Source organism: Pseudomonas sp. 51_B (assembly GCF_017491595.1).
Taxonomy (GTDB): domain Bacteria; phylum Pseudomonadota; class Gammaproteobacteria; order Pseudomonadales; family Pseudomonadaceae; genus Aquipseudomonas; species Aquipseudomonas promysalinigenes.
Map to the genome: position 1 here is coordinate 94916 of NZ_JAFGYW010000007.1, position 17650 is coordinate 112565.

Annotated in this window: 11 protein-coding genes; 7 read left to right on the forward strand and 4 right to left on the reverse strand. The window is 61.8% G+C overall.

Annotated elements, in window-relative coordinates; genetic code table 11:
- Positions 1 to 18 precede the first annotated feature (18 nt).
- Positions 19 to 4314 (forward strand): DEAD/DEAH box helicase, encoded by a 4296-nt coding sequence (locus J5M56_RS10860; protein WP_207936819.1) that lies wholly within the window; start codon positions 19 to 21, stop codon positions 4312 to 4314.
- A 59-nt stretch (positions 4315 to 4373) separates the two neighbouring features.
- On the opposite strand, the gene J5M56_RS10865 is transcribed toward J5M56_RS10860, so the two are convergent.
- The gene (locus J5M56_RS10865; RefSeq protein ID WP_186477579.1) at positions 4374 to 4679 is read right to left on the reverse strand and encodes a DUF3077 domain-containing protein; all 306 of its coding nucleotides are present in this window, start codon (positions 4677 to 4679) and stop codon (positions 4374 to 4376) included.
- An 88-nt stretch (positions 4680 to 4767) separates the two neighbouring features.
- Between J5M56_RS10865 and J5M56_RS10870 the strand changes: the two genes are divergently transcribed.
- Positions 4768 to 6387 (forward strand): FMN-binding glutamate synthase family protein, encoded by a 1620-nt coding sequence (locus J5M56_RS10870; RefSeq protein ID WP_186477578.1) that lies wholly within the window; start codon positions 4768 to 4770, stop codon positions 6385 to 6387.
- A 51-nt stretch (positions 6388 to 6438) separates the two neighbouring features.
- Here J5M56_RS10870 and J5M56_RS10875 read toward each other — a convergent pair whose 3' ends face one another.
- Positions 6439 to 7857 (reverse strand): amino acid permease, encoded by a 1419-nt coding sequence (locus tag J5M56_RS10875; protein WP_207936821.1) that lies wholly within the window; start codon positions 7855 to 7857, stop codon positions 6439 to 6441.
- Positions 7858 to 8235: 378 nt separating this feature from the next.
- Between J5M56_RS10875 and J5M56_RS10880 the strand changes: the two genes are divergently transcribed.
- The 3 genes from J5M56_RS10880 (at position 8236) to J5M56_RS10890 (ending at position 12752) form a co-directional block, all read left to right on the forward strand.
- Complete coding sequence (locus J5M56_RS10880) at positions 8236 to 11373, forward strand: transglycosylase domain-containing protein (protein WP_207936823.1); 3138 nt, start codon at positions 8236 to 8238, stop codon at positions 11371 to 11373.
- Between the two features lie 85 nt (positions 11374 to 11458).
- Positions 11459 to 12001, forward strand: a complete 543-nt coding sequence (locus J5M56_RS10885) for a PadR family transcriptional regulator (RefSeq protein ID WP_207936825.1) — start codon at positions 11459 to 11461, stop codon at positions 11999 to 12001.
- Positions 11994 to 12752 carry a siderophore-interacting protein gene (locus J5M56_RS10890; RefSeq protein WP_207936826.1) on the forward strand — a complete coding sequence of 253 codons (759 nt, stop codon included), beginning with the start codon at positions 11994 to 11996 and terminating at the stop codon, positions 12750 to 12752. The genes J5M56_RS10885 and J5M56_RS10890 overlap by 8 nt, the downstream gene beginning before the upstream one ends.
- A gap of 172 nt (positions 12753 to 12924) precedes the next feature.
- Here the strand turns inward: J5M56_RS10890 and J5M56_RS10895 are convergent, their stop codons facing one another.
- Positions 12925 to 13560 carry a Pr6Pr family membrane protein gene (locus J5M56_RS10895; RefSeq protein WP_207936828.1) on the reverse strand — a complete coding sequence of 212 codons (636 nt, stop codon included), beginning with the start codon at positions 13558 to 13560 and terminating at the stop codon, positions 12925 to 12927.
- Between the two features lies 1 nt (position 13561).
- Positions 13562 to 13783, reverse strand: a complete 222-nt coding sequence (locus J5M56_RS10900) for a VF530 family protein (RefSeq protein ID WP_060477870.1) — start codon at positions 13781 to 13783, stop codon at positions 13562 to 13564.
- 163 nt (positions 13784 to 13946) lie between these two features.
- On the opposite strand from J5M56_RS10900, the gene J5M56_RS10905 reads away from it, so the two are divergent.
- Both J5M56_RS10905 and J5M56_RS10910 read left to right on the forward strand, forming a co-directional pair.
- A complete protein-coding gene (locus tag J5M56_RS10905) occupies positions 13947 to 15986 on the forward strand; it encodes a TonB-dependent receptor (protein WP_207936895.1) in 2040 nt (679 codons plus the stop codon).
- Positions 15987 to 16283: 297 nt separating this feature from the next.
- Positions 16284 to 17630: a carbohydrate porin gene (locus tag J5M56_RS10910; RefSeq protein ID WP_207936830.1), complete on the forward strand. Its 1347-nt coding sequence runs from the start codon at positions 16284 to 16286 to the stop codon at positions 17628 to 17630.
- Positions 17631 to 17650 lie beyond the last annotated feature (20 nt).

The window sequence follows — 17650 nt, forward strand, 5'->3', positions numbered from 1 at the left end:
AACCGCCATAACCAACCAATGAATCTCCCTGCCCATCAGCATCCAGTGCTCGAGCTGTTCCACCCGGCCGTGAGCAGCTGGTTCGGCCGCCACTTCGCCACGGTCACCGATGCCCAGGCCCGTGCCTGGCCGCTGATCCATGCCGGCCAGTCCCTGTTGCTCGCCGCCCCGACCGGCTCGGGCAAAACCCTTAGCGCGTTTTTGGCGGTGCTCGACGAACTGTTTCGCGAGGGCCTGACGCAGGGCGGAGAACTGCCTGCGCAAACCCGGGTAGTCTATGTGTCACCGCTCAAAGCGCTGTCCAATGATATCCGCCTGAACCTGCAGGCCCCGCTCGAAGGCATCAGCCAGGCCTTGGCAGACCAGGGCCTTGAGGCGCCGGCCATCACCACTGCCGTGCGCACCGGCGACACCCCGCAGAAGGCCCGCGCGGCGATGCGCAAACTGGCACCGCATATTCTGGTCACCACGCCCGAGTCGTTGTACGTGCTGATGGGCTCGGCTTCCGGACGCGCCGGCCTTGCCCATGTAGGCACGGTCATCGTCGACGAGATCCATGCCCTGGCCGGCAACAAACGCGGTGCTCACCTGGCGCTGACCCTGGAGCGTCTACAAGCCCTTTGCGCACGCCCCCTGCGCCGGATAGGGCTGTCTGCCACGCAACGCCCGGTGGAGCGAGTGGCGCAGTTCCTGGTCGGCCAGCACCGCCCTTGCGCCGTGATCGATGTCGGCCATGCCCGTCAGCGTGACCTGGCCATCGAGGTGCCCCCGGTGCCACTCGGCGCGGTCATGGCCACCGACGTCTGGGGCTTGGTGTACGACCGTTTGGCAGACTTGGCCCGGCAACACCGCACCACGCTGGTGTTCGTCAACACTCGCCGACTGGCTGAACGCATTACCCGCCACTTGAGCGACCGGCTAGGTAAGCAGGCTGTAGCTGCACACCATGGCAGCCTGGCCAAGGAAATGCGCCTGGATGCCGAGCAGCGCTTGAAAGGCGGCCAGTTGCAGGTGTTGGTGGCCACAGCCTCGCTGGAGCTGGGCATCGACATCGGCGAAGTCGACCTGGTCTGTCAGATCGAGTCGCCCGGCTCCATTGCCGCCTTTCTGCAGCGGGTGGGGCGCTCCGGGCATCAGGTCGATGGCACCCCCAAGGGGCGACTGTTCGCCACTTCGCGGGATGACCTGATCGAATGCACGGCCCTGCTCGACTGCATCCGCCGCGGCGAGCTCGAAGAATTGCATATCCCCCGCGCGCCGTTGGATGTGCTGGCCCAGCAGATCATCGCCGAAGTCAGCAATCAGGCCTGGCATGAACAGGCACTGTTCGACTGCCTGCGCCAGGCCACGCCTTATGCCACGCTGGACGCCGAGCACTACCAGGCACTGCTGCGCATGCTCGCCGAGGGCTACAACGGGCGCCTGGGCGTGCGCAGTGCCTACCTGCACCGCGACGCGGTCATTGGCACCCTGCGCGGGCGTCGGGGCAGCCAGCTAACCGCGTTGACCAGTGGCGGGACCATCCCCGAGACAGCCGACTATGCCGTGCTGCTCGAGCCACAGGCGATGAACATTGGCAGCGTCAACGAAGATTTCGCCGTGGAAAGCATCGCAGGTGACATCTTCCAGTTGGGCAATGCCTCTTACCGTATTGTGCGAGTCGAGCCCGGACGAGTACGGGTAGAGGACGCTCACGGCCAGCCGCCAACCATTCCGTTCTGGCTGGGTGAAGCCCCAGGCCGTAGCGATGAACTGTCCGCTGCAGTCGCCCGGCTGCAGGCACAGCTGGACCAGCGGCTCGAGCTGGACCAGGGCAACCCAGCAGGCGTGCTGGATTGGCTCAGGCAAACCTTCGAATTGAACGAGGCAAGCGCCAGCCAGCTGCTCGATTACCTGGGACGCGCCCGCGAAGTACTCGGTGCCCTGCCATCACAGCAGACCTTGCTGATGGAGCGTTTCTTCGATGAGTCCGGCGGTACCCAGCTGATCATCCACTCGCCCTTTGGCAGCCGTATCAACCGTGCCTGGGGCCTGGCGTTGCGCAAGCGTTTTTGCCGCACCTTCAATTTCGAACTGCAGGCAGCGGCCAGTGAAGACGCTATCGTGCTTTCGCTATCCACCAGCCACAGCTTCGAGCTCGATGAAGTGTGGCGTTTTCTGAACAGCCGCAACGCTGAACAGGTGTTGATCCAGGCGCTGCTGGACGCACCGCTGTTCGGCGTGCGCTGGCGCTGGAACGCTGGCGTGGCCATGGCGCTGCCGCGTTTCGTCGGCGGGCGCAAGGTAGCACCACAGATCCAGCGCATGAAGGGTGAGGACCTGATTGCCGCGGTGTTCCCTGACCAGATTGCCTGCCTTGAAAACATCGCCGGCGACCGGCAGATTCCCGACCACCCGCTGATCGAGCAGACGCTCGACGACTGCCTGCACGAAGCCATGGACAGCGAAGGCTGGCTGGCGCTGCTGCGGCGCATCGAAAGCGGCCAGATGCGCCTGCTGTGCCGTGATCTGCCAGCGCCGTCGCCGCTGGCCGCAGCCATTCTCAATGCACGGCCGTACGCCTTTCTGGACGACGCGCCGCTGGAGGAACGACGCACTCAGGCAGTGCTCAACCGGCGCTGGAGCGAGGTGCACAACAGCGATGACCTGGGCGCGCTGGACGCCGACGCCATTGTTGCGGTGCAGACTGAAGCTTGGCCCCAGCCGAGCAATGCCGACGAAATGCACGAGGCACTGATGAGCCTGGGCGTTGTCAGCGAGAATGAAGCCCAGGCTAACCCGAGCTGGCCACTGCTGCTGCGGCAACTGGCCAAGGCTGGGCGGGCTTTGCAGCTGGTCGATGAAAACCTCTGGCTCGCGCGCGAGCGTCAGAGCCTGCTGCAAACGCTGTACCCGGCAGCGCACCTTGCGCCCGCCCTAAAGCCCCTGCCCGGCTTCGACCAAAGCATCGACCCTGAAAGCGCGTTGAAAGAGCTGCTGCGCGCCCGCTTGAGCGGCCACGGCCCCCTGAGCCTGGCGCAGATCTGCGAGCCCTTGGGCAAGCCTGCGGCGCAGATCGAACAGGCACTGGCCGGCCTGGAAGCCGAAGGCTATGTACTGCGCGGCCACTTCAGCCCAGCGGCAGTCGCGCTGCAATGGTGTGAACGCCACCTGCTGGCACGCATCCATCGCTACACGGTCAAACGCCTGCGCCGGGAAATCGAACCGGTCAGCCTGCAGGACTTCATGCGTTTTCTGTTCGACTGGCAACACCTGACCGCCGACGAGCGCCTGCGCGGCCCGCAGGCAGTGGCGCAAATACTCGGCCAGCTACAGGGCTTCCCCAGTGCAGCCGGTGCCTGGGAAGCAGAACTGCTGCCTGCGCGAATCAAGGACTACAGCCCACACTGGCTGGACGATGCCTGCCGCAGTGGGCAGTTCGCCTGGAGCCGGATGGCCGGCACGGTGGCCAGCAATACTTTGTCCAGTACACCTGTGGTGCTGCTGCCACGTGAGCACCTGGGCCAGTGGCGCAGCCTTGCCCCTGAGCCTGACCACGAAGCACTCGGCGGGCGGGCGCAACGCGTACTGCAAGCCTTGCAAGCACAGGGCGCGTTGTTCTTCGACGAACTGACACAAGAAGCGCGCCTGCTGCCCAGTGAACTGGAGACGGCCTTGCAGCAGCTGGTCGGCGCAGGCCTGGTCGGCGCTGACAGCTTTGCCGGGCTGCGCAGCTTGATCACCCCCGCGGCCAAACGCTCCTCGCGCGGCAGCCGCCGTGTTCACCCGCCGCTTTCCAGCAGCATGGCCCATGCCGGGCGCTGGGCATTGCTGCGCCGGGGCGGGGCGAGCATCGACCATAGCCTGCGCACGGAACATATCGCCCGCGCCCTGCTGCAACGTTACGGCGTGATTTGCTGGCGCCTGCTGGAAAGGGAAAGCGATGTGCTGCCGCCCTGGCGTGAGTTGTTGCGCTGCTACCAGCGGCTGGAGGCGCGTGGCGAAATACGCGGGGGACGTTTCATTGCTGGGCTAGCTGGTGAGCAATTCGCATTGCCGGAGGCAGTCGGCTTGCTCAGGCAAGTGCGCCGGCGGCCGTTGGAACAGACGCTGGTGGTGGTCAGTGCAAGCGACCCGCTGAACTTGATCGGGGCGCTGCTGCCAGGCGCGAAAGTGCCGGCGGTCAGCGGTAACCGGCTGCTGTATCGCGATGGCGTGCCTGTAGCCGTGCGCATAGCTGGGCGATACAGCTATCTGGTCGAAGGGTCGGCGCAGGAACAGGCGAGTTGGAAGGAGAAATTGCTGAGGATGCCGGCAGGGTTGCAGCACCTTTGAGATCGAGCCCAGCCGGGTGGCGCTCGGTCTGCCGGGCGCTGCGAACCTTTCGCCAATACCTATCCGGCCATGCCCAGCTCGGCATCATCCATCAATGCCTTGGCCATGGCGCTCAGGTAATGGGATACCCAGATCATCATCGGTTTCACGTCCATCAGGCCGATGATGGTCAGCTCTCGCACATAGCCCATCAATTCCGATGCCTGCTCGCGAGCATCACGGCAGGGAATGCCCGGCTCGATGCGAAATAGTGGGTGTGTTTGATGCTCACCCTGAAAGCATGTGGTTTTGCCGACAGTGAATCGAGTGTTATCTGAGGCCGTTGGGCCGCGTTGCGGCGCAACGGCATTGACGCTCGCCCGCACTATTTAATTGTGCAGCGCGACTGGACTTGGCTATGGTCGAAGTTTGCCCCAGGCCCTGAGCCTGACCGCGCCATAGCAAGGACCCCGTATGAGCCTGTCACTTCTGAGCCGTTATGCCTTCTTCACCGCCTGCGTCCTGTTCACCCTGGCAAGCCTGCCTCTGCTGCATCATCAATGGCTATGGCCATTCACCCTTACCACTGCAGCCCTTAGCCTGATCGGGGTGTTCGACCTTCTGCAGCAACGCCACGCGGTACGTCGCAATTACCCGATCCTGGGCAACATTCGCTACCTGGTCGAAGCCATCCGCCCAGAAATTCGCCAGTACTTGCTCGAAGCCGACAGTGACGCCCTGCCGTTCTCCCGCGCACAGCGCTCGCTGGTATACGCACGGGCCAAGAACGAACCCTCGGACAAACCTTTTGGCACGCTTATCGACGTTTACGAGGCAGGCTTTGAGTTCATCGGCCACTCCATGCGCCCTGCGCCCCTGAGCGACCCGGCCAGCTTTCGAATCACGATCGGCGGCCCGCAATGCAGCCAGCCCTATTCGGCTTCGATCTTCAATATTTCGGCCATGAGTTTCGGCTCACTCAGTGCCAACGCCATCCGCGCCCTGAACAAAGGGGCGAAGCTGGGCAATTTCCACCACGACACCGGCGAGGGCAGCATCAGCCCCTATCACCGCGAAAACGGTGGCGACCTGGTCTGGGAACTGGGCAGCGGTTACTTTGGCTGCCGCACCGCTGATGGCCGTTTCGACCCGCAACGCTTTGCCGCCCAGGCTCGCACCCCGCAGGTGCGGATGATCGAAATCAAGATGAGCCAAGGCGCCAAGCCCGGCCATGGCGGGATTTTGCCCAAGCACAAGGTGACCGAGGAAATCGCCGAAACCCGTGGGGTACTGATGGGTGAGGACTGCATCTCACCGTCACGGCACAGCGCTTTCTCAACACCGATAGAGATGATGCACTTCATTGCTCAGCTGCGAGAACTGTCGGGCGGCAAACCGGTGGGCTTCAAGTTCTGCCTCGGCCACCCATGGGAGTTCATGGGCATCGCCAAAGCCATGCTGGAAACCGGCATTTTGCCAGACTTCATCGTCGTCGACGGCAAGGAAGGTGGCACAGGCGCCGCACCGGTCGAGTTCACCGACCATATCGGCGTGCCGCTGCGCGAAGGGCTGCTGTTCGTGCACAACACCTTGGTGGGCCTGAACCTGCGCGACAAGATCAAGCTCGGTGCCAGCGGCAAGATCGTCAGCGCCTTCGACATCGCAAGCGTGCTGGCCATCGGCGCCGACTGGGCCAACTCGGCACGCGGCTTCATGTTCGCCATCGGCTGCATTCAGTCGCAAAGTTGCCACACCAACAAGTGCCCGACCGGCGTGGCCACTCAAGACCCACTGCGTCAGCGTGCCCTGGTAGTGCCGGACAAAGCCCAGCGGGTGCTGAACTTCCACCACAACACCTTGCGCGCGCTGGCTGAAATGCTGGCGGCCGCGGGCCTGGAGCACCCAGCGCAGCTGGAAGCCAAGCACCTTGTGCGGCGCGTGTCAGCGACCGAGATCAAGCTGTTCTCGCAGATGCATGTGTTCCTCAAGCCGGGCGAACTGCTGACCGGGGAAGTCGATGGGCAGTTCTACTCGCGCATGTGGCAACTAGCCCGGGCAGACAGCTTCGAACCGCACGATGATGTGGCTGCCTGACAAGGCCAGGCTAGCGCGAGAGGGCCGCCAGGCGGCCCTAGCGGCTGGGCATCAACACGCGCTGCTGGCCTCATTGCGCGCCTGTTTCGGCGCCAGGCGCAATGCGTAATAGAGCACGGTCAGCAATAGCAGGAATGCCGGGCCGACGTACAGCGCCACGCGGGTATCCTCGAAGTACGCCATCAGCCCCACCACCAGCACCAGAAATGCCAGAGCCAGGTAGGAACTCAGTGGCCACAGCCACATGCGGTACTTGAGCGCCTTCTGCTCAGCGCTGGACAGGCCTGCACGGAACCTGATCTGGGCCAACAGGATCATCACCCAGGTCCAGATGGCGCCGAAGGTCGCGATCGTAGTCACCCAGACGAACACCTTCTCCGGTACCAGGTAGTTGGCCAGAACCCCCAGCAGTAGCGCGGCGATGGACAGCAGCAAGGCATTGCGCGGCACGCCACTTTTCGAGGTGCGGGCGAAGATGGCGGGCGCCTGGCCATTCTCAGCCAGGCTGTAGAGCATGCGGCCAGTGCTGAAGATACCGCCATTGCACGAGGACAGCGCGGCGGTGATCACCACGAAGTTGATGATGCCGGCAGCCGTCTTGATCCCTAAGCGCTCGAAGGTCATGACGAACGGGCTGCCCTGGCTGCCGATGGCGTCCCACGGATACAGGGACAGGATCACGAACAGTGCGCCAACATAGAACAACAGGATGCGCCAGAACACCGAGCCGATGGCCTGAGGGATGGTTTTTTGCGGGTTGCGTGCTTCCCCGGCGGTCAGGCCGATCATTTCGACGCCCAAGTAAGCGAACATCACCATTTGCAACGACATCAGCACGCCGGTCACCCCATTGGGCATGAAACCGCCGTTGCTCCACAGGTTGGAGATACCCACGGCAACGCCCCCGTTGCCCAAGCCGAACGCGATTACACCGATGCCGCCAACGACCATGGCGATGATGGTGACGATCTTGATCAAGGCGAACCAGAATTCGAACTCGCCGAATGCTTTCACCGCGATAAGGTTGACCGCCCCCATGCTGGCCAGCGCCGACAGGGCCCAGATCCAGCGTGGCACGTCAGGGAACCAGATACCCATGTAGATGGCCACGGCGGTGATTTCCGCGACACAGGTCACCAGCCACAGAAACCAGTAATTCCAGCCGGTCAGAAAGCCCGCCAGCGGGCCCAGGTAGTCTTGGGCGTAGCGGCTGAACGAGCCGGCGACCGGGTTATGTACGGCCATCTCGCCTAGGGCGCGCATGATCACCAGAATGGCCAGGCCGCCGATAATGTAGGAAAGCATGATTGCGGGGCCGGCCATTTCGATGGCTTTGGCCGAACCGAGGAAAAGGCCGACGCCGATACAGGCGCCCAGGGCCATCAGACGGATGTGGCGTTCGCTCAACTCTCGCTTGAGCGGGCCGCCCTGTGCGGGCTGGGCCGGGGCAGGATGGTTGCCGACTGGCATAGCAATACAACCTCATTTTGTTATTGGATTTGACCTTCGTGCAGCACCGGCTGTGCCGATAGGCACAGTGTTGGCTTGCCAGGCTGGCCTTGTGGGCCACCCTGCATGCCGGCCCAGAGCGGTCGGCAGGGCGAAGGGTCGGGCAGTATAGGAAGTTCGGTATAGGCGTTTTCGCTATATAAACGTGAAAAATCAGCAAGAGTTTCCGGGAACCTGGGTGCTTACCCGACTGTGCCTCACCCCCATCAGGACCGAAGCCAAACCCTGGGCGCAAAGCGTTCGGTCAGTTTTTCCTTGTCCGACAATTTCTTCACCTGCTGCTGTCAACGTCTAAGCTTCAGACAAGCAAGACGAAAATACCCGGCCGGATTGAAGACTATGGGCGCACTGTGGCAATCGGAACCAAGTACAACGCAAGCAACAGATGCACCACCAGCCAGCGCGCCACAACCACAGCCACCTCGTCAGCGCAGGCTCTGGTGGCGGCTGATCATCCTGATCGTGCTGGTAGCCCTGATTGCCATCGGTTTCGCAGCGTATGACGAGTTCCGCACTTCCAACCTGCAATCCCGTGAGTTCAGCAAGTTGGCCACTACCCTCACCTATTCGCTGCAGCCGGGGCCGAGCGATGCCATTGTGTATCCGGGTGAAGGGCCTTTCGACAAACGCCTGGGCTACAGTGGGCTGGGTGAATTTTTGCCACGCCTACTTAAACGCGATTATCTGATCAGCGAGCAAGTACGCTTTTCCCCCGCGCTGATGAGTTACGTCAATCACGGCCTGTTCGCCCCTTACATCGAAAAGATCCAGGCAGGTCTGTCAATTACCGACTGCCGGGGCGACACGCTTTACCAGTACAACTACCCGCAGCATCTGTACCCGGATTTCGCCTCCATCCCTTCGGTGATGGTCAATAGCCTGCTGTTCATCGAGAACCGCGACTTGCTCGATACCAAGGATGTGCGCAATAACCCGGCTGTCGATTGGCCGCGCTTTGCCAAAGCTGCCTACAGCCAAGTGGCCAAGTACCTGGCACTGCCGGGCCAATCCGCTGGTGGTAGCACCCTGGCTACTCAACTGGAGAAATACCGACACTCGCCCGATGGCCTGACCGTCAGTGGCGCGGAAAAAATCCGCCAGATGATCTCGGCGAGCGTGCGTGCCTACCAGGGCGGCCCAGATACCAGCCAGGCGCGCCAGCGGATCGTGCGGGACTACCTCAACAGCGTGCCGCTGTCGGCGGTGCCCGGCCATGGCGAAGTGCACGGCATGGCCGAAGGCTTGCGGGTGTGGTACGGCGCCGATTTCGATCAAGTCAACCAGGCGTTGACCTCCACGGCCACTGACCCGCAGAGCATGGCTGCCCGGGGCCTGGCGTTGCGGCAGGTGCTGTCGCTGATGATTGCTCAACGCCGCCCTTCGCATTACCTGTCCAAAGGGCGGGTCGAATTGGCAGAGCTTACCGACTCACATATCCGCGTGCTGGCCGCCAACCACATCATCGATCAGCCGCTGGCCGATGCGGCGCTGGCCAGCAAGGCGGTGTATCGCGATTGGGTGGCGCAGCCGACCATCGTGCCAATCATCACCAACAAAGGTATCAGCCTGGCCCGCAATCGCCTGGCAGCCATGCTCAACCGCCCACTGTACGACCTTGACCGGCTGGACCTTTCGGCCACCAGCACCCTGCAGGCCGACCTGCAAGTGCAAGTCAGCCAGTACCTGAAAAACCTCGCCGACCCACAGTTCGCTGCACAAATGGGCCTGATCGGCGAACGTCTGCTCACCGCCAAGACCACCGACCAAGTCAGTTACAGCTTCACCTTGTTCGAGCGCACCGCCGATGGTTCGCGGGTACGGGTGCAGACCGACAGCACCAACCAACCCTTCGACATCAACGAAGGCAGCAAGCTGGAGCTGGGCTCGACCGCCAAGTTGCGTGTGCTGACCACCTACCTTGAAATCATTGCCGAACTGCATGACAAATACGCCGGCAAATCCCCGGGCGAGCTGAAGAAGGTGGACGTCGCCGAACTGGACCGCATCACTCAATGGTCACTGGAGTGGCTGGCGCAAAACAGCAAGAACCAAAGCCTGGACGCCATGCTCGATGCAGCGCTGGAGCGCAAGTACTCGGCAAACACCGGCGAGGCGTTTTTCACCGGCGGCGGCATGCATGTGTTCAACAACTTCCGCAAGGAAGACAACAACCGTAACCCCACCCTCAAGGATGCCCTGCGCGAGTCGATCAACCTGCCGTTCATTCGGCTGATGCGCGACCTGGTGCGCTATGTCACCTACCAACAGCCCTACAACCGCGTACCACTGCTCAAGGACGACGCTGACCCGCGCCGCCAGGAATACCTGGCTCGCTTCGCCGACAAGGAAGGCACCAGCTACCTGATGCGTTTCTGGAAGAAATACCAGCGCAAGACTTCGCAGCAGCGCCTGGACACCTTCCTCGACAGCATGCGCGCCACGCCGCAGCGCCTTGCGGCTGTGCACCGCTACCTGTTCCCGGAAGCCAGCCAGGAAACCTTCAACGCCTTCGTGCGCGCCCATAGCAAGGACGACAAGCTCGCCCTGGGCAAGCTCACCGACGGCAAACTGGCAGAGATGTACGAAGCCTATGGCCCCGGCAAGTACGACCTACCGGACCAGGGCTACATCGCCAAGGTGCATCCACTGGATCTGTGGTTGCTGGGCTACCTGTTGAAGCATCCGAGCTCCACCCTCAGCGAAATGGTCAACGCCAGCCGTTTCGAGCGCCAGGAAGTGTATGGCTGGCTGTTCAAGAGCCGTCATCAGGGGGCGCGTGACAGCCGTATACGCACCATGGTCGAGATCGAGGCGTTCTTGGATATACACCAGCGCTGGAAGCGCGTCGGCTACCCGTTCGACCACCTGGTGCCCTCACTGGCTACCGCGATCGGCAGTTCCGGCGACCGTCCGGCGGCGCTGTCGGAGCTGGTGGGTATCATCCAGAACGACGGTGTGCGCCTGCCTACGCTGCGCATCGATACCTTGCACTTTGCCGCCAATACGCCCTATGAAACCAAGCTGATCAGCGACCCGGATCGTGGTGTGCGGATTCTGCCAGTGGAAGTGGCTCGCGCACTCAAAGGCGCCATGTCGCAGGTGGTCGACGCAGGTACTGCAAGGCGGATCTCCGGAAGTTTCAAGCTCAATGACGGCACACCGTTGGTGATGGGTGGCAAGACCGGCACCGGCGACAACCGTATCGAAAGCTTTGGCGCCGGCGGCCGCCTGATTGGCTCGCGCTCGCTCAACCGTACGGCCACGTTCGTTTTCTACCTCGGCGACAATCACTTCGGCACATTGACTGCCTTCGTGCCGGGGCGCACTGCGGAGGCTTTCACCTTCACTTCGGCATTGCCGGTGCAAGTGCTCAAGGGCATGGCCCCGATCCTGATGCCTTACCTGCAGCCGGGTAACCCCAACGAATGCAAACCACCGCAGGTTGCCATGCGTGGCAGCGATCCATCTAAAAGTTAGATGATAATTATCCGCATTTAGCGACTTGTGTTTAGATATATCTTGAGTAATATCTTGCGATATATCGAAACACAGGAAACTCATCATGCGTGACCATGGCACCCATGACCTTTTTGAACGTCGCCCTCGCGGTGAGCGTGGCCCGCGGGTCTTCGCACCCGGTGACCTCAAGCTGCTGTTGCTGTCGATGCTGGCTGAGCAACCAGGCCACGGCTACGACCTGATCCGGCAGATCGAAAACCTCTTCGACGCCAGCTACTCACCAAGCCCTGGCGTGATCTACCCCACCCTCAACTTCCTCGAAGAAGCCGAGTTGATCAGCGGCCAGGTGCATGGCAGCAAACGTCTTTACGCCATTACTGCAGCGGGCCGCAACGCGCTGGCCGACCAGGCAGTGGCCCTGGACGGCGTACGCATGCGTATCGAGGTCAGCAAGCGCGCCTTGCGTGGCCATGACCGCCCACCTGAAATCCATGAAGCGGTTGGCAACCTGCGCCACGCCCTGCACATGCACAGTGGCCGCTGGACGCCTGAAGAAATCGAGCGGGTGCGCAACCTGCTCAACGACACTGCCAAAGCCATCGCCTGCGGGCCGGCCGAACCGGTCAGGGAGAACCCTCATGAGTGACACCATTCACCGCGTCAACCACGAAATCCGTCAACGTCGCCTGCACGTACTACGCGTCACCGACCTGACTCCGCGCATGCGCCGCATCACCCTCGGGGGTGAGGAGTTGCAAGGTTTCACTAGCCTGGGCAGCGACGACCACATCAAGCTGCTGTTCGCCGAAAACGCCGAACAACAACAGGCTATCGACGCCCGACAACTGGGGGGCGATGGCGCAACCCGGCCAACCATGCGCGAGTACACGCCTCGGCGGATCGACTTGCAGGCCAACGAGCTGGATATCGATTTCGTGCTGCACGGCGACGGCCCCGCTTCCACTTGGGCGGCCCAGGCAACCCCTGGGCAGGTGCTGAACATCGCCGGGCCACGGGCTTCGATGGTGGTGCCGGATATCTTTGACAGCTACCTGCTGGTGGGTGACGAAACAGCAATCCCGGCCATTGGCCGGCGTCTGCAGGAATTGCCAGCCGGGCGCCGTGTGCTGGCCGTGATCCAGATCGAGGATGAGCACGAGCGCCAACCTCTGCCCAGCGCAGCGCAGGTGGAAGTCATGTGGGTCAAGCGGGACCAAGACCTTTTGGCGTTGCTGAAAGATTTAAGCCTGCCCGAAGGCAAGCTGTACAGCTGGGTGGCGCTGGAAAAAGCGCTAACCCGGCAGGCTAAGGCGCTGCTGCTGGAAAAAGGTATCGCTGAAGATGCTCTCAAGGCCGCCGCTTACTGGCGTGCCGATGGGGGTGGCGACCACGCGTAATGGGTTCTCTCGTGCATTGGCCAGTTCGCGGGTAAACCCACCCAAGGTGCTTGGCTGCTCCCTGCGGCGTTGGCCTGCGCACCGCTGCGCCCGGTTTCACCAGTACTGCACGGATTCACCGTCCGAGCATCTGCGGTGTAAGCGGGTTTACCCGAGCACTGGCCAGTGCAGGTCAAGCCAACCTGTCCCTTCCCCGCCACCGATCCAACCCCAGCAATACCAACCCGATCGCCCAGAAACCCGCCAATACCCCAAGGGCGTTGAGTAACACCGGCCCATACCCCAGGCTTGCCACATCGATGAACGGGTACGGATAAGCCCCGATCTCACTTCCCCGCCACAGCGCATAAGCGAAATATACCGCAGGGTACAGTGCCCAGATCCCTAGGTGCTTGAGCCGCAGGCTGCCCTTGGGCACCTCGAACCACCAGTAAAGGGTGAACAGCAACGGCATCACATCGTGCAGCAGCTCATCGGCCAGCCACTGCCAGCCTTCTGGGTGCCATAGGTGACGCAACAGTATGCTGTAAGCGAGCGCCACCAACATGATGCTGGCCGCCACCGCAGAGCTCACAGCCGGCGTCAGAAAGAAACGCTTGGCCGCAGATTCGCGGCCGAACGCCGCATAACTCAGGACCGTGGCAACCAAAGTGTTGGTCAGCACCGTGAAATAGCCGAACACATTGATCAGGCCGCCAATCAAGCTGGCTTGCTCCTGCCAGCGCGCCAGCAGCACTAGATAGACCTGCACCGTAAGAGCAAACCAGCCAAGCAACGCCATCGACGTCAGCCAGGGGCGCCGTGGCATATCAGCCCCGGCGCTGCAGTTGTACGTACAGCTGCTCGACCTTCTCCCGCGCCCAAGGCGTCTTGCGCAGGAAGGTCAGGCTCGACTTGATGCTCGGGTCGCTCTTGAAACAGCGCACATCAACGCGCTCGGCCAGGCCCTTCCATTGGTAGTGCGCCACCAGCTCAGTGAGGATCTGTTCGAGGGTCTTACCATGCAACGCGTTGTGTTGGGCCGTACTCATGCCAGTGCTCCATTACAAAGATGCGCACCTTACACGAGTGTAGAGGCAGGCGGGACCTGTGTGATGTGTTGAAAAACCGCTGGCAGGGGAAAAAGGGCTGTGCTGAAATAGAGATGTTATATTGTAACAATAAAACATGACTGCCAAGGAACGCCCCATCCCCATGCTGTACATACCGCTTCGCCTCTCCCCCATCGCTGTCGCCCTGTGCCTGGCCGCCTCTCCCACCCAGGCAGTGGAACTTGAACCTCAGATCATCACCGGCAACCCGCTGGGTAACCGTGAATCGGCTGCACCGAGTTCCGTGCTCGAAGGCGACCAATTGCTGCAACAACAGCACGCCAGCCTTGGCGAAACCTTGAACAGGCAACCCGGCGTTGCCTCAACCTGGTTTGGCCCAGGTGCCAGCCGCCCGGTAATTCGGGGCCTCGATGGCGACCGCATCCGTATCCTGCGCAACGGTGTGGGTGCGTTGGATGCTTCGTCGCTTTCTTATGACCACGCTGTGCCGCTGGACCCGGTCACGGTCGAGCGCGTGGAAATCATCCGCGGCCCTGCCGCCTTGCTCTATGGCGGTAACGCCATTGGCGGGGTGATCAATACCTTCGATAACCGCATCCCCGATTCGCCTATAGAGGGCATCCATGGCGCTGGTGAACTGCGCTACGGCGGCGCCGACACCACACGCAGCAGTGCCGGAAAGCTTGAGGCCGGTAACGGCACGTTCGCTCTGCACCTGGACGCCAACAGCCGCCAGTTCAATGACCTGCGCATTCCCGGTTACGCGCAAAGCGCCAAGGTGCGCGACCCCGACGCACCAGGCAGCCGTCACCGCCTAGCGAACAGCGACGGCCGTCAGGACGGCGGCGCCATCGGTGGTTCCTACAATTGGGAGCATGGCTATACCGGCCTGTCCTACAGCCGCTACGACAGCAACTACGGCTCGGTGGCAGAGCCTGGTGTGCGACTGGACATGAAGCAGGACCATTACGCCTTCACCTCACAACTGCGCGACCTGACCGGCCCTTTCACCTCGGTAAAGGTCGATGCCGGCTACACCGACTACGAACATCGCGAAATCGAAGAAGGCGAAGTCCATACCACCTTCCGCAACAAAGGTTACGAGGCACGCGTAGAAGCCCGCCATCAACCCCTTGGCCCGCTTGAAGGCGTGGTCGGTGCCCAGGTCAGCCGCAATGAGTTTTCCGCCCTGGGTGAGGAAGCATTTGTCCCCCACACCGACACCGACAGCCTGGCGCTGTTCATGCTTGAGCAGTGGCAGGCCTCCGAGCACCTGAAACTGAGCCTTGGTGCCCGCATGGAGCACACCCGTGTCGACCCCGACGCAAAGGGCAACGCCACATTCGCCGACGCCGACAGCGCCAGCAGCTTCAACGCCTTTAGCCTGTCATCGGGTGCGGTGTATCAGCTCGACCCAATCTGGTCGCTGGCCGCCAACCTCGGCTACACCGAGCGGGCGCCAACGTTCTACGAGCTCTACGCCAACGGCGCCCATGTGGCTACCGGCGCCTATGAAGTCGGTGATCCGAACCTGACCAAGGAAAAGGCCATTTCCACCGACCTGGCGCTGCGCTTCGACAATGGCACCCACAAAGGGAGCGTTGGGGTGTTCTACAGCCACTTCCGCAACTATATAGGCCTGATCGGCACCGGAAATGTGCGTGAAGGCCATGACCACGACCATGACCATGAAGACGATGACCACGATCACAGCGGCTTCCCTGAATACCAGTATCAAGGCGTGCGCGCACGCTTCTACGGCATTGAAGCCCAGGACCGCTGGCAGCTGGCCGAGAACCGCTTGGGCAGTTTCGCGCTGGAGCTGTCCGGCGATTACACCCGGGCCAAGAACCTCGACAATGGCCAGCCGCTGCCACGCATTGCGCCACTGCGCTTGAACAGTGGCCTGGTTTGGGAACTCGAGCGCTGGCAGGCTCGCATTGATGTACAACATGCCGCATCGCAGCACCGCAAGCCTGAGAATGAAACCAGCACTGCCGGCTACACCACCCTTGGGGCCAGCGTCGGCTACCGCTTCGACGTTGGCCAGAGCCAGTGGCTGGCCTTTGTGCGCGGTGAGAACCTGACGGACCAGACCGTGCGCTACGCCAGCTCGATTCTGCGAGATATCGCGCCGGCACCAGGGCGCAGCGTTGAGGTGGGCTTGCGAACCACATTTTGACCTGAAGTAACTACCAGAGCAGCGGTTCACTCGCGAGTGCAGAGTTCAACACTGCATGGTAGGCGCGGGTGAGCACGCTGATTCACAGCATGGGCGCTGGCCAACGCACGGAGGTTTGTTACCAGAACTGCAACAATGAACTGCGACAATTTGTCTTTTTTTTCTATGGCTTCCCCTATATCCTCCCGCCGCAGCTGAATCGCTTCATCCAACATACCTATAAGCCATCACCATCGAAGAGTTACCTCCTCGATGCGCTTGCCGTTTTCTCAAAAATCAAAAAGACAGCGCTATCTCATGTTCCAACTGCCCAAACCCCGCTACACCAGCCTGGCTTTCATCGCCCTGGCTGCAGGCCTACCCGCCACAGCCAATGCCAGCGACGCATTCACCCAGGACTCACCCTGGATGTTCGGCGACTGGGGCGGCACCCGCAGCGCGCTGCAAGCGCAAGGCTACGACTTCACCCTCGGCTACACCGGCGAGATGGGCAGCAACCTGCATGGCGGGTTTGATCATGACCGCACAGCGCGTTACAGCGACCAATTCACCTTCACCAGCCATCTGGACCTGCAAAAGATCCTCGGCTGGAACGACACCGAGGCCCAGCTGACCGTCACCGAACGCCATGGTGACAACATCAGCAACGACCGTATCAACGACCCTCGTGTCGGCGGTTTTACCTCCGCCCAGGAAGTCTGGGGCCGTGGCCAGACCTGGCGGCTGACGCAGATGTGGATCAAGCAGAAGTATTTCGATGGCGCCCTGGACGTTAAAGTCGGCCGCTTCGGCGAAGGCGAGGACTTCAACAGCTTCCCGTGTGACTTCCAAAACCTGGCCTTCTGTGGCTCGCAGGTAGGCAACTGGGTGGGCGGCATCTGGTACAACTGGCCGGTCAGCCAGTGGGCGATGCGCGTGCGCTATGACCTGACCCCCGCGCTGTATGCCCAGGTTGGCGTGTACGAGCAGAATCCGTCGAACCTTGAATCAGGCAATGGTTTCAAGCTCAGCGGCAGCGGCACGCAAGGTGCTGTAATGCCGATCGAACTGGTGTGGAGCCCGCACGTCAAAGGCCTGAAAGGGGAATATCGCGCCGGCTACTACTACAGTAATGCCAAGGCACAGGATGTTCTGAAGGACAGCAACGGCCAGCCGGCCGCCCTCAGTGGCGCCGCCTACCGCAGCAGTTCGAGCAAGCATGGCGTGTGGCTTGGAGCGCAGCAGCAGATCACTTCGCTGGCATCCGACCAGTCACGCGGCCTGACCCTGTTCGCTAACGCCACGATGCACGACAAGAAAACCAATGTCATCGATAACTATGTTCAAGCAGGACTGGTTTACAAAGGCCCCTTTGACGCCCGCGCCAAGGACGACATTGGCTTTGCTCTCGCCCGCGTGCACGCCAACCCCGCCTACCGCAAAAACGCCCGCCTGGCCAACCAGGTGGCCGGCCTGGACGACTACGACAACCCAGGCTACCTGCCGGTGCAAGACACCGAGTACAGCGCCGAGCTCTATTACGGCATTCACTTGGCCAATTGGCTCACCGTGCGCCCTAACCTTCAGTACATCCGCCATCCGGGCGGGGTATCGCACGTCGACGACGCGCTGGTCGGCGGCCTCAAGATTCAAAGCACATTCTGACCCCATTCAAACTGACCAAC